This window comes from Streptomyces sp. NPDC053542 (assembly GCF_044544685.1).
Classification (GTDB): domain Bacteria; phylum Actinomycetota; class Actinomycetes; order Streptomycetales; family Streptomycetaceae; genus Streptomyces.
Window position 1 is genome coordinate 206,811 of the sequence record NZ_JBITXL010000012.1, and the last position, 25,868, is coordinate 232,678.

25 protein-coding genes are annotated in these 25,868 nt (G+C 71.4%); 19 read left to right on the forward strand and 6 right to left on the reverse strand.

Annotated features, from left to right (window positions below; genetic code table 11):
* Positions 1 to 19: 19 nt before the first annotated feature.
* Together ACIGXO_RS30095 and ACIGXO_RS30100 are read left to right on the forward strand one after the other, a co-directional pair.
* The gene (locus ACIGXO_RS30095) at positions 20 to 1,015 is read left to right on the forward strand and encodes a heme o synthase (protein ID WP_399793313.1); all 996 of its coding nucleotides are present in this window, start codon (positions 20 to 22) and stop codon (positions 1,013 to 1,015) included.
* A gap of 114 nt (positions 1,016 to 1,129) precedes the next feature.
* Complete coding sequence (locus ACIGXO_RS30100) at positions 1,130 to 1,477, forward strand: hypothetical protein (protein WP_030264484.1); 348 nt, start codon at positions 1,130 to 1,132, stop codon at positions 1,475 to 1,477.
* Positions 1,478 to 1,563: 86 nt separating this feature from the next.
* On the opposite strand, the gene ACIGXO_RS30105 is transcribed toward ACIGXO_RS30100, so the two are convergent.
* The 3 genes from ACIGXO_RS30105 to ACIGXO_RS30115 form a co-directional block, all read right to left on the reverse strand.
* Positions 1,564 to 2,553, reverse strand: a complete 990-nt coding sequence (locus ACIGXO_RS30105; protein ID WP_399793062.1) for a heme A synthase — start codon at positions 2,551 to 2,553, stop codon at positions 1,564 to 1,566.
* A gap of 103 nt (positions 2,554 to 2,656) precedes the next feature.
* On the reverse strand, positions 2,657 to 3,448 hold the full coding sequence (locus tag ACIGXO_RS30110; RefSeq protein ID WP_399793065.1) for an ABC transporter permease: 792 nt from the start codon (positions 3,446 to 3,448) through the stop codon (positions 2,657 to 2,659).
* Complete coding sequence (locus ACIGXO_RS30115; protein WP_399793067.1) at positions 3,445 to 4,407, reverse strand: ABC transporter ATP-binding protein; 963 nt, start codon at positions 4,405 to 4,407, stop codon at positions 3,445 to 3,447. Before ACIGXO_RS30115 ends, ACIGXO_RS30110 begins: the two co-directional genes overlap by 4 nt.
* Positions 4,408 to 4,613: 206 nt before the next feature.
* Between ACIGXO_RS30115 and ACIGXO_RS30120 the strand changes: the two genes are divergently transcribed.
* From ACIGXO_RS30120 to ACIGXO_RS30190, 15 genes are all read left to right on the forward strand, one after another.
* Complete coding sequence (locus ACIGXO_RS30120; RefSeq protein ID WP_399793069.1) at positions 4,614 to 5,480, forward strand: helix-turn-helix transcriptional regulator; 867 nt, start codon at positions 4,614 to 4,616, stop codon at positions 5,478 to 5,480.
* Positions 5,477 to 6,898, forward strand: coding sequence for a Fe-S cluster assembly protein SufB (gene sufB / locus ACIGXO_RS30125; protein WP_399793072.1), 1,422 nt, complete (start codon positions 5,477 to 5,479; stop codon positions 6,896 to 6,898). The genes ACIGXO_RS30120 and sufB overlap by 4 nt, the downstream gene beginning before the upstream one ends.
* Before the next feature lie 89 nt (positions 6,899 to 6,987).
* Positions 6,988 to 8,169: a Fe-S cluster assembly protein SufD gene (sufD, locus tag ACIGXO_RS30130; protein WP_399793074.1), complete on the forward strand. Its 1,182-nt coding sequence runs from the start codon at positions 6,988 to 6,990 to the stop codon at positions 8,167 to 8,169.
* Positions 8,166 to 8,489, forward strand: coding sequence for a bifunctional 3-phenylpropionate/cinnamic acid dioxygenase ferredoxin subunit (locus ACIGXO_RS30135; RefSeq protein WP_399793077.1), 324 nt, complete (start codon positions 8,166 to 8,168; stop codon positions 8,487 to 8,489). Before sufD ends, ACIGXO_RS30135 begins: the two co-directional genes overlap by 4 nt.
* A 7-nt stretch (positions 8,490 to 8,496) precedes the next feature.
* Positions 8,497 to 9,261: a Fe-S cluster assembly ATPase SufC gene (gene sufC / locus ACIGXO_RS30140; RefSeq protein WP_399793079.1), complete on the forward strand. Its 765-nt coding sequence runs from the start codon at positions 8,497 to 8,499 to the stop codon at positions 9,259 to 9,261.
* The gene (locus ACIGXO_RS30145; RefSeq protein WP_399793081.1) at positions 9,258 to 10,514 is read left to right on the forward strand and encodes a cysteine desulfurase; all 1,257 of its coding nucleotides are present in this window, start codon (positions 9,258 to 9,260) and stop codon (positions 10,512 to 10,514) included. Before sufC ends, ACIGXO_RS30145 begins: the two co-directional genes overlap by 4 nt.
* A 20-nt stretch (positions 10,515 to 10,534) precedes the next feature.
* Positions 10,535 to 10,993: a Fe-S cluster assembly sulfur transfer protein SufU gene (gene sufU / locus ACIGXO_RS30150; RefSeq protein ID WP_030264518.1), complete on the forward strand. Its 459-nt coding sequence runs from the start codon at positions 10,535 to 10,537 to the stop codon at positions 10,991 to 10,993.
* Positions 10,990 to 11,355, forward strand: coding sequence for a metal-sulfur cluster assembly factor (locus tag ACIGXO_RS30155; protein ID WP_031065217.1), 366 nt, complete (start codon positions 10,990 to 10,992; stop codon positions 11,353 to 11,355). Before sufU ends, ACIGXO_RS30155 begins: the two co-directional genes overlap by 4 nt.
* A 111-nt stretch (positions 11,356 to 11,466) precedes the next feature.
* Complete coding sequence (locus tag ACIGXO_RS30160; protein WP_399793085.1) at positions 11,467 to 14,331, forward strand: ATP-binding protein; 2,865 nt, start codon at positions 11,467 to 11,469, stop codon at positions 14,329 to 14,331.
* Positions 14,332 to 14,614: 283 nt separating this feature from the next.
* On the forward strand, positions 14,615 to 15,031 hold the full coding sequence (locus ACIGXO_RS30165; RefSeq protein ID WP_399793087.1) for a hypothetical protein: 417 nt from the start codon (positions 14,615 to 14,617) through the stop codon (positions 15,029 to 15,031).
* Positions 15,031 to 15,426 carry a hypothetical protein gene (locus ACIGXO_RS30170; RefSeq protein ID WP_399793089.1) on the forward strand — a complete coding sequence of 132 codons (396 nt, stop codon included), beginning with the start codon at positions 15,031 to 15,033 and terminating at the stop codon, positions 15,424 to 15,426. The genes ACIGXO_RS30165 and ACIGXO_RS30170 overlap by 1 nt, the downstream gene beginning before the upstream one ends.
* Before the next feature lie 64 nt (positions 15,427 to 15,490).
* A complete protein-coding gene (locus ACIGXO_RS30175; RefSeq protein WP_399793091.1) occupies positions 15,491 to 15,811 on the forward strand; it encodes a DMT family transporter in 321 nt (106 codons plus the stop codon).
* Positions 15,811 to 16,455 carry a TetR/AcrR family transcriptional regulator gene (locus tag ACIGXO_RS30180; RefSeq protein ID WP_399793093.1) on the forward strand — a complete coding sequence of 215 codons (645 nt, stop codon included), beginning with the start codon at positions 15,811 to 15,813 and terminating at the stop codon, positions 16,453 to 16,455. Before ACIGXO_RS30175 ends, ACIGXO_RS30180 begins: the two co-directional genes overlap by 1 nt.
* Before the next feature lie 43 nt (positions 16,456 to 16,498).
* The gene (gene dapD, locus ACIGXO_RS30185) at positions 16,499 to 17,488 is read left to right on the forward strand and encodes a 2,3,4,5-tetrahydropyridine-2,6-dicarboxylate N-succinyltransferase (RefSeq protein ID WP_399793095.1); all 990 of its coding nucleotides are present in this window, start codon (positions 16,499 to 16,501) and stop codon (positions 17,486 to 17,488) included.
* 98 nt (positions 17,489 to 17,586) lie between these two features.
* Positions 17,587 to 18,369 (forward strand): EI24 domain-containing protein, encoded by a 783-nt coding sequence (locus ACIGXO_RS30190; protein WP_399793097.1) that lies wholly within the window; start codon positions 17,587 to 17,589, stop codon positions 18,367 to 18,369.
* A gap of 108 nt (positions 18,370 to 18,477) precedes the next feature.
* Here the strand turns inward: ACIGXO_RS30190 and ACIGXO_RS30195 are convergent, their stop codons facing one another.
* The gene (locus ACIGXO_RS30195; protein ID WP_399793100.1) at positions 18,478 to 20,307 is read right to left on the reverse strand and encodes an endonuclease/exonuclease/phosphatase family protein; all 1,830 of its coding nucleotides are present in this window, start codon (positions 20,305 to 20,307) and stop codon (positions 18,478 to 18,480) included.
* Positions 20,308 to 20,632: 325 nt separating this feature from the next.
* Between ACIGXO_RS30195 and ACIGXO_RS30200 the strand changes: the two genes are divergently transcribed.
* Complete coding sequence (locus ACIGXO_RS30200) at positions 20,633 to 22,114, forward strand: hypothetical protein (RefSeq protein ID WP_399793102.1); 1,482 nt, start codon at positions 20,633 to 20,635, stop codon at positions 22,112 to 22,114.
* 163 nt (positions 22,115 to 22,277) lie between these two features.
* Here the strand turns inward: ACIGXO_RS30200 and ACIGXO_RS30205 are convergent, their stop codons facing one another.
* Positions 22,278 to 22,721, reverse strand: a complete 444-nt coding sequence (locus ACIGXO_RS30205) for a hypothetical protein (protein WP_399793104.1) — start codon at positions 22,719 to 22,721, stop codon at positions 22,278 to 22,280.
* Between the two features lie 17 nt (positions 22,722 to 22,738).
* On the reverse strand, positions 22,739 to 23,893 hold the full coding sequence (locus tag ACIGXO_RS30210) for a hypothetical protein (protein ID WP_399793106.1): 1,155 nt from the start codon (positions 23,891 to 23,893) through the stop codon (positions 22,739 to 22,741).
* Between the two features lie 472 nt (positions 23,894 to 24,365).
* Between ACIGXO_RS30210 and ACIGXO_RS30215 the strand changes: the two genes are divergently transcribed.
* On the forward strand, positions 24,366 to 25,796 hold the full coding sequence (locus ACIGXO_RS30215; RefSeq protein WP_399793315.1) for an alkaline phosphatase PhoX: 1,431 nt from the start codon (positions 24,366 to 24,368) through the stop codon (positions 25,794 to 25,796).
* The last annotated feature ends 72 nt before the right edge of the window (positions 25,797 to 25,868 follow it).

The window sequence follows — 25,868 nt, forward strand, 5'->3', positions numbered from 1 at the left end:
GCAGAAGTTACTTCCAGGGGTGTGCGTGACGGCCGTCGAATCCCGTCCTGCGGGTGGGGGCACCTCCCAAGCTCTTAAAGCCTTGGGGGAGCTTCCTGTAAGCGCGGGGAGCTCCGGTCCTGGCGACCGGCCGTTCGGAGCCCGGGTCATGGCATTCGTGGCGCTGACCAAGCCGCGGATCATTGAGCTGCTCCTCATCACCACCGTTCCGGTGATGTTCCTCGCCGAACAGGGCGTGCCCGACCTGATGCTGGTGCTGCTCACCTGCGTCGGCGGCTACCTCTCGGCCGGCGGTGCCAACGCGCTCAACATGTACATCGACCGCGACATCGACGCGCTGATGGACCGTACGTCGCAGCGGCCGCTCGTCACCGGCATGGTCAGCCCGCGCGAATGCCTGGTCTTCGGCGTCTCGCTCGCGGTGATCTCCACGCTGCTCTTCGGACTGACCGTCAACTGGCTGTCCGCATGGCTCTCGCTGGGCGCGCTGCTGTTCTACGTGGTCGTCTACACGATGATCCTGAAGCGCCGCACCTCCCAGAACATCGTCTGGGGCGGCATCGCGGGCTGTCTGCCGGTCCTCATCGGCTGGTCCTCCGTCACCAACTCGATGTCGTGGGCGCCGGTCATCCTCTTCCTGGTGATGTTCTTCTGGACGCCGCCGCACTACTGGCCGCTGTCCATGAAGGTGAAGGAGGACTACGCGCGCGTCGGCGTGCCGATGCTCCCCGTCCTCGCCTCGAACAAGGTGGTCGCGCGGCAGATCGTGCTCTACAGCTGGGTGATGGTCGGCGTGTCGCTGCTGCTGCAGCCGCTGGGCTACACCGGCTGGTTCTACACGGTGGTCGCGGTCCTGTGCGGTGCCTTCTGGCTGAAGGAGGCGCACGGCCTGCAGGCCCGCGCCAAGGCCGAGGTCACGGGCGCCAAGCTCAAGGAGATGCGGCTCTTCCACTGGTCGATCACCTACGTGTCGCTGCTCTTCGTGGCCGTCGCCGTGGACCCCTTCCTGCGCTGAGCCCGCATACGGGCGCAGGCCGCCGCACTTCTGAAGGCCGTCGTGACCGATCCCATACGGGAGGTCACGGCGGCCTTCTTCCATGCGAGGTTTACCGCTCGGTAGCATGCGGCCATGTCAGAGACCACGCAGGCGGACGAGCGGCTGGACAAGCGCTCCGAGAAGCAGGCCGCCAAGCTCGCCCGGGAGATGCAGGCTTTCGCCAGGAGCCACGGCGGCAGCGCCGAGGGCCAGCTGGCCCACATAGGGCGGGGCCGCACCCGGGTCGCCCTGGTCGGCGCCAACGGTGAGTGGGGCAACCTCGTCGCCCGCTCGTACGAAGCCGCCAAGAAGGGCGCCGAGAAGGCCGGCATCACCCTGCACGACGACTTCGACGGCGAGCTGGCCGCCAAGGTGCGCACCGGCCGCTACGAGTGGTCGCGGATGGCGGGCCTTCAGCTGGGCGGACCGTCCAACGACTGACCTCCGCGCGTTCCGCGTACGCGAAAGCCCGCCGGCCACGGTCCTCGGACCGTGGCCGGCGGGCTTTTACGGGCTTTCGCGGGGCCTCAGGCCGTCGTGACGGTCTTGGGAGCGCCGGTGGGCTCCTGGGCCCCGGCGGGGGCCGGAACGGCCGCCAGCGGGCCACGCTCGCGCAGCGAGAGGAAGACCCGCAGCACGCAGATCCACACCAGCGTCGAGCCGAACATGTGGATGCCCACGACCAGCTCGGGCAGGTGGGTGAAGTACTGGACGTAGCCGATGACGCCCTGGAAGGCGAGGCAGCCGAAGAGCTCCAGGAGCGTCCGGCGCGGCGCTGCCGGTGCCTTGACCGCACGCAGTGTGAACCACAGGGCGACGCTCAGGCCGACCACGATGTACACGAAGTCCACGTGCAGCTGGGTGATCTCCTGCCAGTCCAGCGGGATGCGGTGGACCTTGCGCGCGTCACCCGCGTGCGGGCCGGCGCCGGTGACGACCGTGCCGATCAGGGTGAGCGCGGCGGTGGCCAGTACGAGCAGCCAGGAGAGCTGGCGGACCGGCCGGGCGACCAGGTCCCGCGGCTCCGCGTCGCCCTCGGAGGCGCGCCGCCAGGAGACCACCGCCACCGTGAGCAGCGCCGTCGACACCAGGAAGTGCGCGCTGACGATGTACGGGTTCAGGCCGGTCAGCACGGTGATGCCGCCGACCACGGCGTTGCCCATGACCACCCAGAACTGCGCCCAGCCGAGCCGGGTGAGCGAGCGGCGCCGGGGGTGCCGGGCGCGGGCGGCGATGATGAAGAGGCCGACGACCGCGCACAGCACGTAGGTGAGCATGCGGTTGCCGAACTCGATGAGCCCGTTGATGCCCATCTCGTGGGTCGGCGTGAGGCTGCCGGGGGTGCACTGCGGCCACGTGGAGCAGCCCAGCCCCGACTGGGTGAGCCGGACCGCGCCGCCGGTCACGACGATGACGACGGCCATGACGACCGTGGCGAGCGCGGCACGTCGCACGAAGGCAGCCGAGGGCTGCCAGCGACGGGCGATCTGCTCCAGGGGATTCAGCGAATTCGGCACGGGGTCATCGTAGGACGCGGCTTGTGCGTCTTTTCACGAGGGGTGCGAAACGGTGCGTACCGTGACCCCTGTGGCACGCCACGTGTCCGGGGCGGCCCCGCGCTCACTCCCAGCGGAAGAACCGCGCCGCCGCGCCCAGCCCCAGCACCGTCCAGACCGCGAGGATGCCGAGGTCCGCCAGGGGGAGCCCGGCGCCGTGCTGGAGGACGTCCCGCAGCCCGTCCGAGAGCGCCGAGATCGGCAGCAGCTGCAGTACGGACTGCAGGGCGCCGGGGAACTTCTCCAGCGGCACGATGACGCCGCCGCCGACCAGCAGGAGCAGGAAGACCAGGTTGGCCGCGGCGAGCGTGGCCTCGGCCTTGAGCGTGCCGGCCATCAGGAGGCCGAGCCCGGAGAAGGCCGCGGTACCGAGGATCAGCAGCAGCACGACCCATACGGGGTTGCCGTGCGGCGACCAGCCGAGCGCGAAGGCGACCACGGTCAGCAGGACGATCTGCAGGACCTCCGTGACCAGCACGGAGCAGGTCTTGGCGGTCATCAGCGCCCAGCGGGGGAGCGGCGAGGCGCCGAGCCGCTTGAGCACGCCGTACCGCCGTTCGAACCCGGTGGCGATGGCCTGCCCGGTGAAGGCGGTGGACATCACGGCGAGCGCGAGGATGCCGGGGGCCAGGAAGTCCACCGACTTCCCCTTCCCGCCCGCTGTTCCAGTAGGCACAGCGACGATGTCGACGGCGGAGAACAGCACGAGCAGCAGTGTCGGGATGACGACCGTCAGCAGCAGCTGCTCCCCGTTGCGCAGCAGCATCTTCGTCTCGAGGAGGGCCTGCGCGCGGATCATCCGGGAGAGCGGCGCCGCGCCCGGCTTCGGGGTGAACACACCCGTGGTCGCACTCATGCGCGCAGCTCCTTGCCCGTGAGCTCCAGAAAAACATCCTCCAGGGTGTGCCGCTCGACCGCTATGCGGTCCGGCAGCACGCCGTTCTGCGCGCACCAGGAGGTGACGGTGGCCAGCAGCTGCGGGTCGATCGTGCCGTTGACCCGGTACGCGCCGGGCGTCAGCTCGGCCGCCGCGCAGTCGGCCGGCAGCGCCTTCAGGAGCGAGGCGAGGTCCAGACCGGGCCGCCCGGTGAAGCGCAGGGTGTTCTCCGCGCCCCCCTTGCACAGCGACTCGGGGCTCCCCTGGGCGATGACCCGGCCGCCGTCGATGATCGCGACATCGTCGGCGAGCTGCTCGGCTTCGTCCATGAAGTGCGTGGTCAGCACCACGCTGACGCCGTCCGTGCGCAGCTCGCGCACGAGGTCCCAGGTGGCGCGGCGGGCCTGCGGGTCCAGGCCCGCGGTCGGCTCGTCCAGGAAGACCAGCTCGGGGCGGCCGACGACGGCCATGGCGAGCGCCAGGCGCTGCTGCTGGCCGCCGGAGAGCCGCCGGTAGGTCGTCCGGCCGCAGGAGCCCAGGCCCAGCCGCTCGATCAGGACGTCGACGTCGACGGGGTGGGCGTGCAGGGACGCGGTGTGCCGCAGCATCTCCTCGGCGCGGGCGCCCGCGTACACGCCACCCGATTGGAGCATCACGCCGATACGGGGGCGCAGCGCGGCGGCGTCGGCGACGGGGTCCAGGCCGAGGACGCGGACGGTACCGGCGTCGGCGCGGCGGTAGCCCTCGCAGGTCTCGACGGTGGTGGTCTTGCCGGCGCCGTTCGGGCCGAGGACGGCGGTGACGGTGCCGCGGGTGACGGTGAGGTCCAGGCCGTCCACGGCGGTCTTGCTGCCGTACCGCTTGACCAGGCCCGTGACCTCGACGGCGGGCTCGCGCCCGGGGGTCCGGGGAACGTCCCCCGGGGAGGTGCTGCGCATGCCCCGCAGTCTACGAAGGCGCGCCCCCCGGCTCCCACGGGGGCTCCCGCGCACCCGGCGCGCGGCGGCCCCGCACTCGGCGCCCGGCCGCCCCGTACTCGACGCGCCGCGGCCTTGCACTTAGGTTCCCCTAAGTGATAGAGGCCACCACGGCCGCGTCCCGGCGAGGCTTGTCCTGGTCTGAAGAATTACGCAACAATGTCGTTGTGAAATACGCGAGCGAGGATCGACAGGTTCCCGCGGCCGTTCCGGCCGCCGGGCCGGTGACCTCCGCCTCTGCGCAGGTCACCGCCCAGGACGAGGCGCACGGCACGCGGAACCGCGTGGCGCGCTCCATTCTGGACCACGGCCCCTCCACCGCCGCCGAGCTGGCGGTCCGGCTGGAGCTGACCCAGGCTGCCGTCCGCCGTCATCTCGACGCCCTCGTGGCCGAGGGTGTCGTGGAGCCCCGCGAGAAGCGGGTGTACGGCACACGCTCCAGGGGCCGTCCCGCGAAGGCGTTCGCGCTGACCGACTGCGGCCGGGACGCCTTCGACCAGGCATACGACAGCCTGGCCTCCGACGCGCTGCGCTGGATTGCGCAGGCTGCGGGCGGCGGCGAGCGCGGCGAGGCCGCGGTCGCGGAGTTCGCCCGCGCCCGGCTGGAGGCCCAGGCGGCGGAGTACCGTTCGGCGGTCGAGGCCGCGTCCCCCGAGGAGCGCACGGCGGCCCTTGCGAAGGCATTGACCGCGGACGGGTACGCTGCTACGGCGCGCAGCGCCCCCCATCTGCAGCAAGGTGAACAGCTCTGCCAGCACCACTGCCCGGTCGCCCATGTGGCCGAGCAGTTCCCTCAGCTGTGCGAGGCGGAGACCGAGGTCTTCTCGCGCCTGCTCGGGACCCATGTGCAGCGTCTTGCCACCATCGCCCACGGCGACGGTGTCTGCACGACCTTCGTACCCAAGGCGACAGCCCAGGGCACCCCCAAGGCCCAGGGCCCTCCCCGGGCCGCGAAGGCCACCGGCAAGGCCGACCACCGCACCACAAAGACCACCACAGCATCTGCAAGCACGGCCGGGAGGAACCCCGCATGACGCTCCCCACGGAGACTGCTCACCCCGAGCTCGAGGGTCTGGGCAAGTACGAATACGGCTGGGCCGACTCCGACGTCGCCGGCGCTTCCGCGAAGCGCGGCCTCTCCGAGGAGGTCGTCCGCGACATCTCGGCGAAGAAGAACGAGCCGGAGTGGATGCTCAAGCTCCGCCTGAAGGGCCTGAAGCTCTTCGGCAAGAAGCCCATGCCGAACTGGGGCTCGGACCTCTCCGGCATCGACTTCGACAACATCAAGTACTTCGTCCGCTCCACCGAGCAGCAGGCTGCCAGCTGGGAAGAGCTGCCGGAGGACATCAAGAACACCTACGACAAGCTCGGCATCCCGGAGGCGGAGAAGCAGCGCCTCGTCGCCGGCGTCGCCGCCCAGTACGAGTCCGAGGTCGTCTACCACCAGATCCGCGAGGACCTGGAGGAGCAGGGCGTCCTGTTCCTGGACACCGACACCGCGCTCAAGGAGCACCCGGAGCTCTTCAAGGAGTACTTCGGCACGGTGATCCCGGCGGGTGACAACAAGTTCGCCTCGCTGAACACCGCGGTGTGGTCCGGCGGCTCGTTCATCTACGTGCCCCCGGGCGTGCACGTCGACATCCCGCTGCAGGCTTACTTCCGGATCAACACCGAGAACATGGGCCAGTTCGAGCGGACGCTGATCATCGTCGACGAGGACGCCTACGTCCACTACGTCGAGGGCTGCACGGCGCCGATCTACAAGTCGGACTCGCTGCACTCGGCCGTCGTGGAGATCATCGTGAAGAAGGGCGGCCGCTGCCGCTACACGACGATCCAGAACTGGTCGAACAACGTCTACAACCTGGTCACCAAGCGTGCCGTGGCCTACGAGGGCGCGACCATGGAGTGGGTCGACGGCAACCTCGGCTCCAAGGTCACGATGAAGTACCCGGCCGTCTACCTGATGGGCGAGCACGCCAAGGGCGAGACCCTGTCCATTGCCTTCGCGGGCGAGGGCCAGCACCAGGACGCCGGCGCCAAGATGGTCCACATGGCTCCGAACACCTCCTCGAACATCGTCTCCAAGTCGGTGGCGCGAGGCGGCGGCCGGACCTCGTACCGCGGCCTGATCGAGATCGGCGAGGGTGCCGAGGGCGCCAAGTCCAACGTGCTCTGTGACGCCCTGCTGGTGGACACGATCTCCCGCTCGGACACCTACCCCTACGTGGACGTCCGCGAGGACGACGTGTCCATGGGCCACGAGGCGACCGTCTCCAAGGTCAGCGAGGACCAGCTCTTCTACCTGATGGCGCGCGGTCTCTCCGAGGACGAGGCCATGGCGATGATCGTCCGCGGCTTCGTCGAGCCCATCGCCCGTGAGCTGCCCATGGAGTACGCGCTGGAGCTCAACCGGCTGATCGAGCTGCAGATGGAGGGCGCGGTCGGCTGACCCGAGCCGTCCCCGGGCCGGTCCGCCGGACCGGCCCGCCCCCGTCCGCAGCACCCTTCTTGACTGAGAAAGCGAGCACTACGACAGCCATGGCTGAGGCTCAGAACATCCCGGCGGGCTCCACCACCGCCGGCTCGATCGCGGTGGCCGCGGAGTCCACCGTCGCCACCCGGATGAGCGCCCCGCCGTCCTACGACGTGGCGGACTTCCCCGTGCCCCACGGCCGCGAGGAGGAGTGGCGCTTCACGCCGCTGGAGCGCCTGAAGGGCCTCCACGACGGCACCGCCACCGCCACCGGCGGCGTCTCGGTCGAGATCACCGCGCCCGAGGGCGTGACGGTCGAGACCGCGGGCCGCGACGACGCGCGCGTCGGCAAGGCCGGCACGCCCATCGACCGGGTCGCGGCGCAGGCGTACAGCTCCTTCGAGAAGGCGTCCGTGGTCTCCGTGCCCAAGGAGACCGTGCTCGACGAGCCGATCCGCATCGCCGTGCACGGCGAGGGCGGGGTCGCCTACGGCCACCAGGTCATCGAGCTGGGAGCCTTCGCCGAGGCCGTCGTCGTCATCGACCACACCGGTGACGCCACGCTCGCCGCCAACGTCGACTACCTCCTCGGCGACGGCGCCAAGCTGACCGTCGTCTCGGTCCAGGACTGGGACGACAGCGCGGTCCACGCCGGCCAGCACAACGCCCTGGTCGGCCGGGACGCGTCCTTCAAGTCCGTGATCGTCACCTTCGGCGGCGACCTGGTCCGGCTGAACCCGCGCGTGACCTACGCCGGCCCCGGTGGCGAGGCCGAGTTCTACGGCCTGTACTTCACCGACAACGGCCAGCACCAGGAGCACCGTCTCTTCGTCGACCACGAGGCGACCAACTGCCGCTCCAACGTCGTCTACAAGGGCGCCCTCCAGGGCCAGGACGCGCACGCGGTCTGGATCGGCGACGTCCTCATCCGGGCGGCGGCCACCGGTACGGACACCTACGAGCTCAACCGCAACCTCGTCCTCACGGACGGCGCGCGGGTCGACTCGGTGCCGAACCTGGAGATCGAGACCGGCGAGATCGTCGGCGCCGGCCACGCCTCGGCGACCGGCCGCTTCGACGACGAGCAGCTGTTCTACCTGATGGCCCGCGGCATCCCCGCCGACGAGGCCCGTCGCCTGGTGGTCCGCGGCTTCTTCGCCGAGCTGGTCCAGCAGATCGGCCTGCCGGACGTCGAGGAGCGCCTCCTCACCAAGATCGATGCCGAGCTGGAGGCGTCCGTAGCATGACCGCCACCTTCGTACGAGCCTGTGGGCTGAGCGAGCTCGAGGAAGACACCCCCAAGCGGGTCGAGCTCGACGGCACCCCGGTCTCGGTCGTCCGTACCGAGGGCGAGGTGTACGCGATCAACGACATCTGCTCGCACGCGAACGTCTCCCTCTCGGAGGGCGAGGTGGAGGACTGCTCCATCGAGTGCTGGCTGCACGGCTCCAGCTTCGACCTCCGTACCGGCAAGCCGTCCGGCCTTCCCGCGACGCAGCCCGTCCCCGTATACCCCGTAAAGATCGAAGGGGACGACGTGCTCGTCTCCGTATCCCAGGAGTCCTGAGTTCCCCATGGCAACGCTTGAGATCCACGACCTGCACGTCTCCGTCGAGGCCGAGAACGGCCCGCGCGAGATCCTGAAGGGCGTCGACCTGACCGTGAAGCAGGGCGAGACGCACGCCATCATGGGCCCCAACGGCTCCGGCAAGTCCACCCTCGCGTACTCCCTCGCGGGTCACCCCAAGTACACGATCACCGGCGGCACCGTCACCCTCGACGGCGAGGACGTCCTGGAGATGTCCGTCGACGAGCGCGCCCGCGCCGGCGTCTTCCTCGCCATGCAGTACCCGGTCGAGGTCCCCGGCGTCTCCGTCTCCAACTTCCTGCGCACCTCCGCCACCGCGATCCGCGGCGAGGCCCCCAAGCTGCGGCTGTGGGTCAAGGAGGTCAAGGAGGCCATGGAGCGCCTCAACATGGACCCGGCGTTCGCCGAGCGCAACGTCAACGAGGGCTTCTCCGGCGGTGAGAAGAAGCGCCACGAGATCCTCCAGCTGGAGCTGCTCAAGCCGAAGATCGCGATCCTCGACGAGACCGACTCCGGCCTGGACGTCGACGCGCTGCGCATCGTCTCCGAGGGCGTCAACCGGGTCCGCGAGTCCGGCGAGGTCGGCACCCTGCTGATCACGCACTACACGCGGATCCTCCGCTACATCAAGCCCGACCACGTCCACGTCTTCGCCAACGGCCGGATCGCCGAGTCCGGCGGCCCGGAGCTGGCGGACAAGCTGGAGGCCGAGGGCTACGAGGCATACGTGAAGGGTGGCGCAACCGCGTGACACAGCTGCCGGGCCTCCTCGACACAGAGGCGATCCGTAAGGACTTCCCGATCCTGGGCCGCGAGGTCCACGAAGGGAAGAAGCTCGTCTACCTGGACAGCGCCGCGACCTCGCAGACGCCCAGCCAGGTCATCGACGTGCTGAGCGAGTACTACGAGCGTTACAACGCCAATGTCCACCGCGGCGTGCACGTGCTCGCCGAGGAGGCCACGGCGCTGTACGAAGGTGCTCGCGACAAGGTCGCCGAGTTCATCAACGCACCGAGCCGCGACGAGGTGATCTTCACCAAGAACGCCTCGGAGTCGCTCAACCTCGTCGCGAACATGCTGGGCTGGGCCGACGAGCCCTACCGCGTGGACCACGAGACCGAGATCGTCATCACGGAGATGGAGCACCACTCCAACATCGTGCCGTGGCAGCTGCTCTCGCAGCGCACGGGCGCGAAGCTGAAGTGGTTCGGGCTGACCGAGGACGGCCGGCTCGACCTCTCCAACATCGACGAGATCATCACGGAGAAGACCAAGGTCGTCTCCCTGACCCTGGTCTCCAACCTCATGGGCACGGTCAACCCGGTCGAGGCGATCGTCCGCAAGGCGCAGGACGTCGGCGCGCTCGTCGTGTTCGACGCCTCGCAGGCCGCGCCGCACATGCCGCTGGACGTCCAGGCGCTCCAGGCCGACTTCGTGGCCTTCACCGGCCACAAGATGTGCGGCCCGACCGGCATCGGCGTCCTGTGGGGCCGCCAGGAGCTGCTGGAGGACCTGCCGCCGTTCCTCGGTGGCGGCGAGATGATCGAGACCGTCTCGATGAGCTCCTCCACCTACGCCCCGGCGCCGCACAAGTTCGAGGCCGGTACGCCCCCGATCGCCCAGGCCGTCGGCCTCGGCGCGGCGGTGGACTACCTCAACTCCATCGGCATGGAGAACATCGCCGCGCACGAGCACGCGCTCACCGAGTACGCGGTCAAGCGGCTGCTGGAGGTCCCCGACCTGCGGATCATCGGCCCCACCACGGCCGAGGACCGCGGCGCCGCGATCTCCTTCACGCTCGGTGACATCCACCCGCACGACGTGGGACAGGTGCTCGACGAGCAGGGCATCGCGGTCCGGGTCGGCCACCACTGCGCCCGACCGGTCTGCCTGCGGTACGGAATTCCTGCGACGACACGAGCGTCGTTCTATCTGTACTCCACGCCGGCCGAGGTCGACGCTCTGGTCGAGGGCCTGGAGCACGTCCGTAATTTCTTCGGATGAGGACGAGGACTGACTGACCCGTGAAGCTGGATTCCATGTACCAGGACGTCATCCTGGACCACTACAAGCACCCGCACGGCCGGGGCTTGCGGGACGGCGACGCCGAGGTGCATCACGTCAACCCGACCTGTGGCGACGAGATCACCCTGCGCGTCCGCCTGGACGGCGCGACCATTGAAGACGTGTCGTACGAGGGCCAGGGCTGCTCCATCAGCCAGGCCAGCGCGTCCGTCCTCAATGAACTCCTGGTCGGCAAGGAGCTCGGCGAGGCGCAGCAGATCCAGGAGACCTTCCTGGAGCTGATGCAGTCCAAGGGCCAGATCGAGCCCGACGACGCCATGGAGGAGGTGCTGGAGGACGCCGTCGCGTTCGCCGGCGTCTCCAAGTACCCCGCCCGCGTCAAGTGCGCCCTCCTGAGCTGGATGGCGTGGAAGGACGCGACCGCCAAAGCCCTCTCCGAGGAGGCGAAGACCGCATGACCGAGAACGCAAGCGCCGCGGAGACCGCTGAGGCGCCCGCCGCGGCCCTCAAGCCGGCCACCGAGGAAGAGGTCCGCGAGGCCCTGTACGACGTCGTCGACCCCGAGCTGGGCATCGACGTCGTCAACCTCGGCCTGATCTACGGCATCCACATCGACGACGCCAACATCGCCACCATCGACATGACGCTCACCTCGGCGGCCTGCCCGCTGACCGACGTCATCGAGGACCAGGCGAAGTCCGCCACGGACGGCATCGTCAACGAGCTCCGGATCAACTGGGTCTGGATGCCCCCGTGGGGCCCCGACAAGATCACCGACGACGGCCGCGAACAGCTGCGGGCGCTGGGGTTCAACGTCTGACGTTTCCCGGCGGGCCGTTTTCCGGCGGCCTGGTCGCATACGAGTAGCCAGTGGGATACTACGCTCAGTAGTGTCCCACTGGCTTTTTCCGGGGACGAGGACGGCGGGCCGATGACGGCTGACGACGCCGGCCTGCGTGACTCCGGCGCCCGGATCCCGCTGCTGGACCGCCAGGCCGAACAACGACTGATCGGGAACACGCTCGGGGCATTCATGGCCGACCCCAGTGCACGGCACGGCCCGCTGCTGCTGGAAGGCATGTCCGGGATGGGCAAGACGACCCTGCTGGACGTGGTGCGGCGGCAGGCCCGGCAGCTCGGCCTCACCACGCTCGATGCCGTGGGCTTCCCGCACAGCGACCGGGCCTATCTCATGGCCCGGCAGTGGTTCCTCCACGACGCGCAGACCCTGCCGCTGGGGCCGCTGGAGCGCAGGCTCCTCGGCCTGGAACCGCAAGGGAGGCTCGTCGACCGCGCGGTGAACAGCGTCTTCGCCCCGCTGGAACGGTCCGTCGTCCTGGATGCCTGGGACGCCATCGCCGCCCGCGTCGTACACCTGCGGGGCGCCCTGGTCCTGCTGCTGGACGACGCGCACTGGGCCGATCCGTACACCCTGGACTGGCTGCACCGGCTCATCCGGCAGCAGCCGGCGCGGCCGCTGCTCGCCGTCCTCGCGCGCCGCACGGGGGAGCCCTCGCGTACCCACCGCCCGCTTACCGAGCTGGCCGGACTCTCCGGCGCCGTGCGCATGACCCTGGGCCCGCTGCGACTCCCCGAGGTCCGCTCGCTGGCCGGTGCGCTGCTGCGGGAGTCGCCCGACGCCACATTCAGCAGCATGCTGTACCGGGCCACCGGCGGAGTGCCGTTCCACGTCGTCGACACCCTCCGCCGGGCCGCGGCGGACGGGGTACGGCCGCTCGCGCGGGACGCCGACCAGATCGACGGGTATGCGCTGCCCGCGATCGGGCAGGGGCTGCTGCCGCTGCTCGACCGGCTCGGTGCCGCGCAGGTCTGCGCCGCCCGCGCTCTCGCGGTCCTCGGCCCGCACGCCACCACCGCCCTGGCCGGACGGCTGGCCGGACTCACCCCGGACCGGGCCGCCGCCGCCCTGGACCGGCTGCGCGAAGCTCTGCTGCTGGTGCCCGGGCAGCCGGCGTTCGTCCACCCGCCGTTCGCGGACGCCGTGTACGACGCCATCCCGCACGGCGAGCGCGGCCTGTTGCACGCCAAGGCCGCCCGATTGCTCGCCGATGCCGGGCACGGCCCCGAAGTGACAGCCGTCCACCTGCTGGCCGCCCCGCCGGAGGGATCGGAGTGGGCCGTCGAGCAGCTGCGGGCCGCGGCCGCGCTGAGTCTGGCCGCGGGCGCCCCCGAGGACGCCGACCGGCTGCTGGCCCGCGCCCAGGCCGAGCCGCCACCGCCCGCGCTCCGCGCCGACCTGCACTATGAACGCGGTGTGGCGACCTTCCCCGTCGACCCGCAGCGGTCGGCCGGGCACCTGCAGGCCGCGCTTGCCGGCGGCCGGCCCCGCGAGGCCGCGGTACGGCTGCTGGCCAAGGCCCTCGCCCACGAGAACCGGCTGCCCGAGGCGGCCGGCATCCTGCACCAGGAGTGCCACCGGGCCACCCGTAAGGACAGCCAACTGCGGCTGCTCGCCGAGCGGTTCCTGTGGAGCGCCTACTGGGAGGACGAGCCGAACGCCGCCAAAGAGCACAAGCTGCTGGAGCGGATCACCGACCGGTTCACCGGGAACACCGTGGAAAACCGCCGGCTGCTGGTCCTGCGCGCCTGGTACGCCACCATCCGGGGCTGCCCGGTGGCCACCGCGCTCCGGGCGGTGGGGCTGGGCACCTGCGAGGGGCTGGTGTGGACCGGCGACGAAGGGGACTTCGACTGCGGCGTCCTGGCGGCGCTGGTGTACTTCTACTGCGGCCGTGCCCGGCGCGCCGAGCAGATCCTGGACGCCGGCATCGCCGAGCTCCGCGCCCGGCGCTGGTGCGGCGGCCACCTGGCTCTTGCGCTAGCGCTGCGTGCCCTGGTCCTGCTGCACACCGGACGGCTCGCCGCCGCGCAGGGCGAGAGCGAACGCGCCCTGCGGATCGCCACCGGACTGCGGCCCATGAGCCACGCCCGGTGGTACGCGCTGAGCACCGAGCTCTGCGTGCTGCTCGCCCGAGGGAAGGCGGAAGAGGCGGCGGAGCTGAGCGAGCGCGAGCACTTCGCCGAGCCCTTCCCCGCCGTCGTCGTCCTGCCCTCGCCGCGGTGCGTGCTGGCGGAGGTGCGCTTCGCACAGGGCCGGACAGCGGAGGCCGTGAAGCTGCTGACCGCCGCGGGAGCGCACCAGCGCGCCCGGCTGGCGAACAACCCCGCGGTGTGCGCGTGGCAGCCGCTGCTCGCCCAGGTCCTGGCGGGCCGCGACCGGGAGGCGGCACGGGAGCACGCCGACGAGGGGGTGCGGCGGGCCCGTGCTTTCGGCGTGCCCGCGGCGACCGGGGAGGCACTGACCCGGGCCGGGATCGCGTACGGAGGTGAGGCCGGGCTGCCGCTCCTGGCGGAGGCGGTGGAACTGCTGGACGGCACGGGCGACATCTACCGTCACGCACGGGCGCTGACCGAGTACGGGGACGCGCTGCGCCGGGCCGGGCGGAAGGCCGAGGCCCGCGAGGTGCTGCGGGAGGCATGGGTAGCGGCATGCCGGGCCGGTGCGGAGAAGCTCGCCGAGCGCGCGCAGACGGCGCGGAGGCTGGCCGGAGGCCGGGACCGCACACCGATCGTCCCCGGCCTGGAGGGGCTGACCGAGCGGCAGTGCGAGGTGGGCGCGCTGGCCGCGGCGGGCCTGACCAACCAGCAGATCGCCGACCGGCTGGTCGTCTCCTCGGCCGTCGTCAGCAAGCACCTCACGAAGATCTACAAACGGCTCGGCGTCACCCGCGCCGCTCTGGCCGACCTGCCCTGGCCGGACCCGGGCCTGGCATAGGGGCGTCGGCCGGCGTCCGCTTAAGGGTAGAGGGGGGTCGGTAATCGACGCGGGGCCGGATATTCCGCATGCTGCAGAGACCGGTCGGGCATCCCTGGTCACCCCGCGGTGACCAGGGGCGACGCGCGGCCTCCGGCTTGCCGCGCGGGTCCGGACCGGCATCGGCGGAGCGTACCCGGTGGGACGGCCGGGGGAAGAGGTTGTCGGCATGCGGTACTTATGGCGGCGGTCAGCGGCGGGCGACGAGCGGACGGGGTGGGAGGAAGAGACGTACCGACGGGCTGTGGAGGCCGTGCGGCGCAACGACGCGACCGCGGCCCGCAGGCATCTGGAACGGCTGCTGCGCGAGGCCCGCACCTCGCCCGCGTCCTGTTCCGCCACCGTGGCGCGGGCGATGTACGTGCTCGCGGGGCTGGACGCGGCCGAGGGACTGCTGCTCACGGCGCGGTCCGGCTACGCCGCGAGCGCCGAGGCGCTGGAGGGCGCGCGGTGCCGGGCCGAGCGGGACGGCGACCGTGAACTGTCCGCCCTCCTCATGGAGTTCCGTGACTACGCCCGTACCGTCGCCGCCGATCTGGCGGAGAACTGCGGCATCGACGTCCGGTCGTTGCCGGGGCCGCGACGCCGGGCCCTGCCACCGGGCGAGCCGGCCGGTGTGGCCGGCCGACCGAACGGGGCGACGGCGGAGGGGAGGAAGTGATGCTGCTGAGGACGGCGGTCACCCGTGGTGGTCCGCGGGTGCGCTGGCGGGGCGAGATATGGCTGCCGACGGCCGAGGGCGGCGGCTGGCACGGGTACGCCCTGGATCCCGTGCCGACGGTGAGCGCGGTCGACGACGATCTACGCGTGCACCGGTGCTGGATCCGGGTGGCCTCGGGCCGCTGTGTGGACCTGGGGGCCGGAGCGGCGGCTCCGGAGGCGGCCGTGGCCAGGAAGGCACTGTCCGCGGGTTTCCTGGGCGCGCCGCGCCTGGTGCCCGTGCACCCCTTGGAGCGCTGGCTCGCCGTGACGACGCGCCGCGGGCGGACCGCGCTGGTGCGGCCGCTGGTCGAGGTCCCGGAGGCGGTGGTGGTCCTGGTCCAGATCTGGGACTGAGCTGCCGGCGGCCGTGGCGGCACGTTGTGTACGCCCGTACGCAACGTTGTGTACGCTCGTACGTATGGCCTATGTGACGCTTGGGGCGGCGATACTGGTGGAGGTGCTGGCCACCACCGCGATGAAGTACAGCGACGGGTTCACGAAGCTGTGGCCCTCGGTCGGGACCGCGGTGGGGTATCTGGTGGCCTTCGTGCTGCTCGCGCAGACGCTGAAGACGATGAGCGTGGGGACCACGTACGCCATCTGGTCGGGCGCCGGGACCGCCGTGATCGCGGCCATTGGGATGCTGTTCCTCGGGGAGGCGGCGAACGCGGCGCGGCTCATCGGGATCGCGCTGATCATCGTCGGCGTGGTGGTCCTGAACCTGGGAGGTGCGCACTGATGGCGCGGCGGTACGATCCCGAGCGGCGGCAGCGGATCATCGACGCGGCGATCCGGGTCGCGGAGGAGCGGGGCATCGGGGCGCTCAGCCACCGGGTGGTGGCGGCCGAGGCGGATGTGCCGCTGGGGTCCACCACGTACCACTTCGCGTCGCTGGACGATCTGCTGGTGGCCGCGTTGCGGCAGGTGTGCGGCGAGGCGGGCACCACGGTGGAGGGCTGGACGGAGTACCTGGAGCGGGACGCGCCGCTCGCCGACCGGATCGCCGACCTGCTGGCCGCGTACATGGACGAGAGCCGCAGCGGCCGCGTGCGGATGGAGTACGAGCTGTACCTCGCGGCGCTGCGGCGGCCCGCGCTGAGCCCGGTGGCCGCCGAGTGGCTGGACAGCACGCTGGACGTGCTCGGCCGGTACACCGACTCGCCCGGCACCGCCCGCACGCTCTCCGCGCTGATCGACGGAATGCTGCTGCAGTCGTTGCTCACCGGCCGGCCGTTCGACCGGGACGAAGTGCGGGCCGAGGTGGCGCGCGTCGTCGGCGGGGAGACCGTGGCGGGCGGTCGGGTGGCCGGCGAGGAGCCTGTACCGGGCGGTCGGGTGGTCGGCGAGGAGCCCGTGGCGGGCGGTCGTGCGTCTGACCGCTGAGACCGGTTCGCCAGGCCGGGGGCGTGCCGGTTAGGTTTTCCGCATGACCGAAGCTGCAGCCTCCTCCCGTACGACCGGCGCCGTCGCCGCCGGGCTCGCCACCGTCACCGCCGACGGTACTGTTCTTGACACCTGGTTCCCGACGCCCGAGCTCGTCGCCGAGCCCGGCCCGGCCGGCACCGAGCGGCTGACCGCCGAGCGCGCCGCCGAGCTCCTCGGCGAGGCCGCGCCCAAGGCGCTCGGCCCCGACGCCCGCCGCGGCGTGGAGATCGTGGCCGTGCGCACGGTCATCTCCTCCCTGGACGACAAGCCGCTGGACGCGCACGACGGCTACCTGCGTCTGCACCTGCTCAGCCACCGCCTGGTGCAGCCGAACGGCCAGAACCTCGACGGCCTCTTCGGGCTGCTGGCGAACGTCGCCTGGACCTCGCTCGGCCCGGTCGCCGTGGACCAGCTGGAGACCGTACGGCTGAACGCCCGCGCCGAGGGCCTGCACCTCGCCGTGTACGGCGTCGACAAGTTCCCGCGGATGACGGACTACGTCGCCCCGGCGGGCGTCCGCATCGCCGACGCCGACCGGGTCCGCCTGGGCGCGCACCTCGCGGCCGGCACCACCGTCATGCACGAGGGCTTCGTCAACTTCAACGCCGGCACGCTCGGCACCTCCATGGTCGAGGGCCGGATCAGCCAGGGCGTCGTGGTCGGCAACGGCTCCGACATCGGCGGCGGCGCCTCCACCATGGGCACCCTCTCCGGCGGCGGCAAGGAGCGCATCCGCATCGGCGAGCGCAGCCTGGTCGGCGCCGAGGCCGGCGTCGGCATCGCGCTCGGCAACGAGTGCGTCGTCGAGGCGGGGCTGTACATCACCGCCGGTACCCGCGTGACGCTGCCCGACGGCCAGATCGTCAAGGCCGCCGAGCTGTCCGGCGCCGACAACATCCTCTTCCGCCGCAACTCCACCACCGGTGTGGTGGAGGCCCGCCCGAACAACGCGGAGTGGGGCGGCCTGAACGACGTGCTGCACCACAACTGAGCGGTGTGACGGCAGACAACTGAGCCGTGTGACGGCAGATGACGGGCGGTCCGTACGGGCCGCCCGTCACTGTCAGTGGCACCGGCTAGGGTTGCCCCATGCGTGATCTGGTAGCGGGGATGCGGTACTTGGGGAAGGGGCAGCGCTGGGTCGCACAGCACGGCAGATGGTGGGGGTTCGGGTTGATTCCCGCGCTCATCGCGCTGGTGCTGTACGCCGCGGTGCTGACGGTCTTCGCCTTCTGGACGGACGACATCGCGGCCTGGGCGACACCCTTCGCCGATGACTGGGGCTCGCCCTGGCAGGGGCTGCTGCGCGGGATCTTCGTCGCCCTGCTCTTCGGCGGCGGGCTGCTGCTGGCCGTGCTCACCTTCACCGCCGTGACGCTGCTGATCGGCGACCCCTTCTACGAATCGCTGTCGGAGCAGGTCGAGCAGTCGGAGGGCGACTGCCCGGAGGGGCCGGACCGCTCGCTCTGGGCGGAGATATGGATCGCGCTCAAGGACAGCGTGTACGTCCTGCTGCGCGCCGCCGGCTTCGGCCTGCTCTTCTTCCTGCTGGGATTCGTGCCGGTCATCGGCCAGACCGTGATCCCCGCGATCGGCTTCTGTGTCTCCGGCTTCTTCCTCGCCGTCGAGCTGACCTCCGTGGCCATGCAGCGCCGCGGGATACCGGTGCGCGAGCGGATGCGTCTGCTGCGCGGCCGCAAGGCGCTCGCCGTCGGCTTCGGCACCCCGCTCGTGCTGCTCTTCCTGGTCCCGTTCATCGCGGTGGTCCTGATGCCGGGGGCGGTCGCGGGCGCGACGCTGCTGGTACGGGACCTGGTGGCGGAGCCGGAGCAGGCACCCGCCCCGGGTGAGGCCGCTGCCGAGCCGGCGTAGACCGCGCCCCGTCAGGGGCGCGGGGAACTGCGCGAGCAACCACGACGGTGCCGCGCCGGGGCGGACTTCCGAACCGCCCGGGACGCGACCCCGCCGGATGTCAGGCGCCTACGGCGCTACGCGCAGTACCTGCGGGTCGTGATCGCTCGCCTGATCGGCGAACTCGGCGTTGAGGTGGACGATGTCGTAGTCGGTGCGGGTCAGGGCGCGGCTGGTGAGCATGTGGTCCAGCGCCTGGGAGTTGCCGTTGTAGACATAGCCGTAGCGCTCGGCCTGCGGGAGCCGGTTCACCTGGTCGGTGAGTACGCCGCCCGCGGTGAGCTTCTTCAGCGCGGGGGAGAACTGGTAGTCGTTCAGGTCGCCCGCGACGATCACGGCGGCCTTCGGGTCGACGGCGAGTACGTCCTCGACGAAGCCGTGCACGGCCTCGGCCTGCGCGGTGCGCTGGGTCTCCGAGGTGCGGGCCGGCGGCTGGAAACGGCTGTCCAGGCCCTGGTCGCCGCCCTTGGAGTTGAAGTGGTTGGCGACCACGAAGACCGGCTTGCCGCGGAAGGAGAACTGCCCCGCGAGCGGCTTGCGGCTGTCCTTCCAGGCCGCGTTGGCCGGGTCGATGCGGCCGGGGGAGGCGGAGAGCGCCGCGCGGCCGCCCTTCTCCAGGACCCGCACGGGCGTCGTCGCGTCGCCGCCGGGCGCGTCGGTGAAGGAGACCCGCTCGGGGTTGTAGAGGAAGGCGACGCGGATGTTGCCGCCGGGCTGGCCGCCGTCCTGGTCGTCGGCCGGGTCGATCTGGCGCCACTCGTAGGCGGGGCCGCCCGCCTTCTTGACGGCGTCGGTGAGCTTCTTGAGTGTGGCGCCCGCGGTCACCACCGAGTCGTTGGTGGCCCCGTTGTCGTCCTGCACCTCCTCCAGGGCGACGATGTCGGGCGAGGCGAGGTTCTTCACCAGCGCCTCGGCCAGCCGGTCGAACTTGGCCTGCGCGGTCTTCGGCGAGAGGTTCTCCACGTTGTACGTGGCCACCGACAGCTCATCCTCGGACTGCTTGCGGGTGCTCTCGCGGGCCGGCCCGCGGTCGTCGAGCTCGCCCAGGTCCGTCGCCTCGATCGTGTAGCCGCCGAAGTTGTCGTAGTCCAGCGGCCCGGCGGTGGTGCCGGTCAGCGCGTCGCCCACGTCGGCGACCGGGAAGGGCCGCTCGGCGAAGGGGATCAGCGAGGTGACCTTGACGCGGCCCGCGTTCGGGTCGGCGTACGAGCTGTAGAGCGTGCCGCCGCGGGCGGTGCGGTGGTGGCCGGGCTCGGCCGTCACCCACAGCTCGTTGTGGGTGTTGGTCGGGCCGACGACCGGCGCGTCGGAGACCGCGACCCGCATCCCCTCCAGCGACTCGTAACGGTCCAGCGCGTAGCTGCGCGGGCGCAGCTTCAGCGGCTCGATGTCCTGGCCGCCGTTGTCCGGGGCGTATCGATTCGGCACGGACCCGGGGGCCAGCGTGAAGGCCGCGGGGAGACGATTCTTCGCCGAGTTCACCGTCCATTTCGCGCCAGTGATCTCGGTGACGGACTGCAGCCCGGCGTCCTTGCCGCCGGGGTAGTACTCACTGACCGTGCCGGTCACCTCCACCGCGTCCCCCACGGCGACCTCGGGGGTCTGCTTCCCGGTGAAGACGAAGACGGCCTCGCTGGTGGCCGGGTCGCGGTCCGGGTTCGGGTCCTGGAACCAGAAGCCGCGCGCGGACCCGAAGGCCCGTACCGCGGTGACGACGCCCGGCACGCCGGTGACCTGCTTCCCGGCCAGCGGGGATATTCGGGTACCGCCCTGGATGTCATGGATCCTGGCGTCGGCCGCCGCGGCGGACTGCGGGACGGCGAGTAACCCCGCGGCGAGGGCCGCGGCGGCCGCCGAGGCGAGCGCGAGCGGTCTGCTGAACGTACGGCGGGACGGCATGGTGGCCTCCGGAAGCGTGGGGAAACAAGGGAGGAGAACGGACGGGCCGCGTATCGGAGGACGGTCCGCTACGCGCGTCAATCTCTTGTGTGGCGCCGTCAGTTGTCAATACTCGTCCGGTGCACGGCGGGGGACGGGCCGGTGAACCACTGGCCGCGGGGCACCCCGGACAGGCTGGTGAACCGACGGCCGGGCACCCTGGGCAGGCCGGTGAACCGTCCGCCGGGCATCCCGGACGGGCCGGTGAACCGCCCGGGATCATCACGATTCCGTCTACGCTTGGGCGACGCACCAGCAGTAGTCCGCCCGAGGAGCTGAACCTTAGATGTCCGACGAGCGCCCCACCCTTCCCCCGGTGCGGCTGCACCCCGAAGCGGAGCTGGCCAGGGACGCACTGAGCGCCCCCCTCTTCGCCCGGGCGGCGAAGCTCGCCCGCTGGGCCGAGCGGGAGGTACCGGTCGGCGTCGGCGGCGACCTCCTCGAAGAGCAGCTCGCCGAGGCCGCGGCCCACCTGGGCCTCGCCGTCGACGAGGACGGCACCGGCTACGCCGCCGAGGCGTGGCAGCTGGCCGTGGACACCGGCCTGGTCGAGATCGAGGAGCAGGCCGGCGAGGACGAGGACCTGCCCGACGGCGCCCCGTCCGGTACGGCCACGCCCGGCGAGGAGCTGCGCCTGCTGACCGCCGGCAGCCCCCAGGACGTGCTGGCCATCTGGCTCGGCGGCATGGAGACCGTACTGGCCGACGCCGCGGCGCCCGACCTCGGCGACCTCGTGGAGCAGATCGCCGAGGGCGGCGAGCTGGACCTGGACTCCATCGACTGGAATCCGGAGGACGAGGCCGAGCTGCTGGACGGCATCCTCGGCAACCTCTACATGCTCTGCGCGCTGGCCGAGGACCCGGAGCAGAGCGTCCCGCTGCCCGCGCTCGCCGCCTCCATGATCGTCCCGGCCGACATGGACGAGCCCACCGACGACATCCTCGAAGAGGTCTCCGAGGCGATGATGCGCCTGGACGACCAGTTCCGGGTGCTGGAGCCGATCGGCCTGGTGGCGTACCAGCCGGTGGACGAGGCGCTCATCGAGGAGCTGGACGAGGACGGCGAGACGGTCCGGGCCTCCGAGCCGCTCGAGGAGGAGGACGTCAGCCGGTACGGCATGGTCCGGCTCACCCCGCTCGGCATGTACGCGGTCCGCGCGCGGATGCTGGACGCGGGCGTCGAGGCCCCGGCCGTCGGCGACCTCGCCGACAAGGGTGCCGACGTCCTGCTCGGCGCGCTGCCCGACTACCCCGAGACCCTGGCGCAGGCCGAGTCCGAGCAGTGGCTCGCGGCCCGCGACGCCCTCACCGCGGCCCGTGACCTGCTCTCCGCCGCGCGCGGCGACGACGACCGGGCCCCGCAGCGCCGCCTCGCCTGCCAGCAGACCCTGTCGCTGGTCGGCCCGGAGGCCGAGCCCGCGCTCCGCGAGGTCCTCGACGACCGGCAGCTGGGCGGGCTGGCCCGGGTCTGGCTGGCCGAGCACGGCGCCACCGGCATCCCCGAGCCCTCCCAGGACATGATCTTCTGGCTGACCGTGGACACCCTCGCGGCGCAGCTGGGCACCGCCGACGAGGACGCGGCAGAGCTGCGGGATCTGGTCGAGGGGCTGGTCGGTCAGCACACCGGCTTCTTCGACGCGGTCTGGCGGGTGGACCACCCGGCCACCGCCGATGTCCTGGAGGCGATGGGCCGGCTCCACCCGGACAAGAAGGCGGCCAAGGAGGCCCGCAAGGCGGCCTTCAAGGCCCGCTCCAAGAAGGAGAGCTGACGACCCGCCGGCCCTCACGGGTACGGCGGAAGCCCGGCGGGCCATCAGCCCGCCGGGCTCCTCAGCACAAGAACCGAGTCAGCACGACCACTGCGTCAGTACGAGCACCGCGTCAGCCCAAGCACTGCGTCAGTACGAGCACTGCGTCGGCACAGGCACCGCGTCAGCACATGTACTGCGTCGTGTGCGGGAAGGACGCGGACTGGCCGTTGAAGCCGTACGTACCGCGGTAGGACAGCGGTACCTGGAACTGGCCGACGACCGTCATGGTCCGGGCGCAGTTGCCCGACCCGCCGGGGCGGGTGGCCCGCAGCACCAGCCGGGGACCGATCTCGCCGCCGGTGATGTCCCACGGGGCGCCGCAGATGCCGGAGGTGATCCGGCCGCCGGTGATGACGTGCGGATACGTGTTGGGGTTGTAGCTCACCTCCATGTCGAAGGTGAGCGCGCCGTTGTTGAGCCGCATCTTCGCGGTGACCCGCAGCGCCTCGGCTGATACGTCACGCTGCGCGGCGAACGCCTCGTCGCGCGTCTTGACCTCGGAGCCCTGGGCGTTGATGAACCGGTGCTCCTGCCCCTGGCCCTTCTTGCTGGCTGCGCTCGTCATGGCTTTCGCTCCCCGGGTCAGGCCAGTTGCTCGGCGATCTCGACGCGCAGCAGCGCGCGGACGTTCTCGATGTGGTTCGCGATCGTGACCTGCTGCGACCCCGCGAAGAGCAGGCCGACGGCGACGTTGTCGAGCGAGGTGATCAGGGAACCGGAGTCACCGCCCGCCGACATGTTCGTGGTGATGATCTGGTCCTTGAAGCGCGCGGTGCCGGCCGTGCCGTACGAGACGTCGATGGTCGCGTCGGTGGACATGATCCGGCCGATGGTCAGGTTGGTGGTCCGGCCGACCTTCTTCACCCGGTCGCCCACCGCCACCTGCGCCTTGCGCCGCCAGGCCCGCGGCGGCCCGTTGAAGTACTGCTGGCGGGTGGCGTCGTGGAACTCCACCTTCGCCAGCGCCGCGTCCACGATGTTGTTGTGCTGCCCGAGCGCGACCTGCGGCGCGAACTGGATCGCGACGAAGCGGGACAGCGTGCCGATCCGGTCGGCCGGGTCGAGGCCGCCGTCCGCGGGGCCGGGCTGCACCACGGGGGTGCCCAGCGGCGCCCGGTTGGAGTCGGCGAGCACGTGGTTGTTGCTCAGGATGTAGTACGTGGCCGGGACGCCGATGCCGGGCTCCGGCGGGTTGATCTGCGCGCCGGGCAGCAGGTCGTAGACCACGCTGCCGAGCGTGCCCGCGGTGATCCGCACGCTGCCGACCGAGAAGCCGGCCGGGCACGGGCGCATCCTGCGGGTGAGCCGCTGCGGCTCGGCTGTCGTGCGGAGCCGGCCGAGCTCCTGGGTCAGCTCCTCCAGCAGCGGCCGGGAGCGCATGACCGTACTGCCGTCGGGACCGAAGGCGGACTGCTCCTCCGTGCCGCCGCCCGGTGCGGTGGTGCGCTGGGCCGCGACATGGCCGACGGCCACCACGTCCGTCGGCGTGCCGTCGTCCATCTCGCGCGGCACCACGTCCTGTTCGGACAGGACCGACTCGGGGACCTTCTGGGTCACGAAGACCAGGACCGCTTCCTCGCCCGTCGGCTCGCCGCCCGTCCACTTCACGCCGTGGCCGAAGCCGACGACGTTGGCGAGCGGGTGCTGCGGGTTCATGAAGTCCGACAGCGCCTGCTGGCGGGAGGCGTCACTGACCTGGCCGCCGGTGGGACCGCGCATCATCTCGGGCTGATTCACACCAGACCACCTCTTCCCCGGTGGGCGTCCCGCGCGTCCGGCCGTGCGCGCGCCGGGCAGGCGGGCGACGACGCCGGGGCGGGACCACTTGTGCGTGTCGAGGCCGGTCCGCCGCGGCGGGCGGCTCTCGCGGGAGGACGCGGGGCCCGAGTACGGCCCGGCGCGTGTACACCGTCCGTACGGCCGCGTACGGACCGTCCGTCCGTCCCGCCGCAGGGCCCCGCGCTCCTCGTAACGGGTGATGCAGGTAGGCACTGTCTATTGCCGGGCCGGACGGCGGTCAAGGCGGAAAGCCAGAAATCTTGCAGTTGGCGGCGGGATGCCGCGGATGACCATGTTTGGCATGGTCCACCGTCGTGCGGAGAAACGGTTCCTGGACGTTGTGCCCCGTTCAACTGGAGTTCGGCGACGCACGGGAACGTGTGCCGCGCAAACGCAGGGGGAATCGGAACCAGCCATCTTGGAGATCACCATGGCCCTCACCCGCAGGGACTTCGCCAAGCGCTCCGCGTACACCGGCGCCGGAGTGGCGCTCGCCGGCAGCGTCGGCGTGCTGGCCACGGCCCCCGGGGCCATCGGCGAGGAGGCCGGGAAGGCCGCCGGCGACGGGACGCAGCTCGGTTACGGACCGCTGATCGACGATCCGAAGGGCATCCTCGCGCTGCCCGCCGGCTTCAGCTACAAGATCATCACCCGTACCGGCGTCACCAAGCTGGAGAGCGGCGAGTACACGCCCTCCCACCACGACGGCACCGCCACCTTCGAGGGCCAGCGCGGCGCGACCCTGCTCGTCAACAACCACGAGCTCAAGGGCCCGCGCGCCGACTGGCCGCACCCGGTGCCGCTCGCCGAGGGCCACGTCTACGACCCGGCCGCGTCCGGCGGCTGCACGGTCATCGAGGTCGCGCACGACGGCTCGCACGTGAGCGAGTGGGTGGGCATCGCCGGTACCTCCACCAACTGCGCGGGCGGCCGCACCCCTTGGGGCACCTGGCTGTCCGGCGAGGAGACCGAGGACAAGGCCGGCGACCACGGCATGACCAAGGACCACGGTTACGTCTTCGAGGTCGACCCGTACGACCAGAAGGCCAACCGGGACCCGAAGCCCATCAAGGCGTTCGGCCGGTACCCGCACGAGGCGGTCGTCGTCGACCCCAAGCGCGGCCACGTCTTCCTCACCGAGGACGCCTCGGGGCCGAACGGCCTGCTCTACCGCTGGACCCCGCCGGCGGGCTTCCAGCACGGCCGCGGCAAGCTGGCCGGACTGGCCGACGACGCGGGCACGCTCGCCGCGTTCAAGTGCTTCGACTCCGGCGGCCGCTTCGTCGACGACCTGTCCCGGGCCACCGAGCCCGGCACGGTGTACGGCGTGGACTGGGTCGAGGTCCCCGACCGCGACGCCCGTACGACCTCCGTCCGCAAGCAGTTCAAGGACGGCGAGGTCACCCGCGCCCGCAAGCTGGAGGGCATGTGGTGGGCGGACGGCGGCGCGTACGTCGTCTCCTCCTACGCCCGCGAGGAGAGCCCGGTCCAGCACGACGGCCAGGTCTGGTTCTACAACCCCGCGCGCCGCACGCTGACCCTGAAGGTCCGCTTCGGCGTCAACCCCGACCCGGCCAAGGACGGCGCCTTCGACGGCCCCGACAACATCAGCGTCTCGCCCTACGGCGGGCTGATCATCGCCGAGGACGGCGAGGGCGTGCAGCACCTCTTCGGCGCCACCGAGGACGGCCGTACGTACCCGGTCGCGCGCAACGAGATCAACATCGGCACCGCGGAGGAGCCGGAGTACAGCGAGTTCACCGGCCCGGTCTTCTCGCCCGACGGCTCGACGCTCTTCGCCAACATCCAGGAGCCGGGCATCATGCTCGCGATCACGGGGCCCTGGCGGCGGCAGGGCTGACGCCGGGCGCCGGGGCCGACCGGATCCGGGGGGAATCCGGGCGGCCGGGGCGGTGGGTGTCCGGGCGGCCGG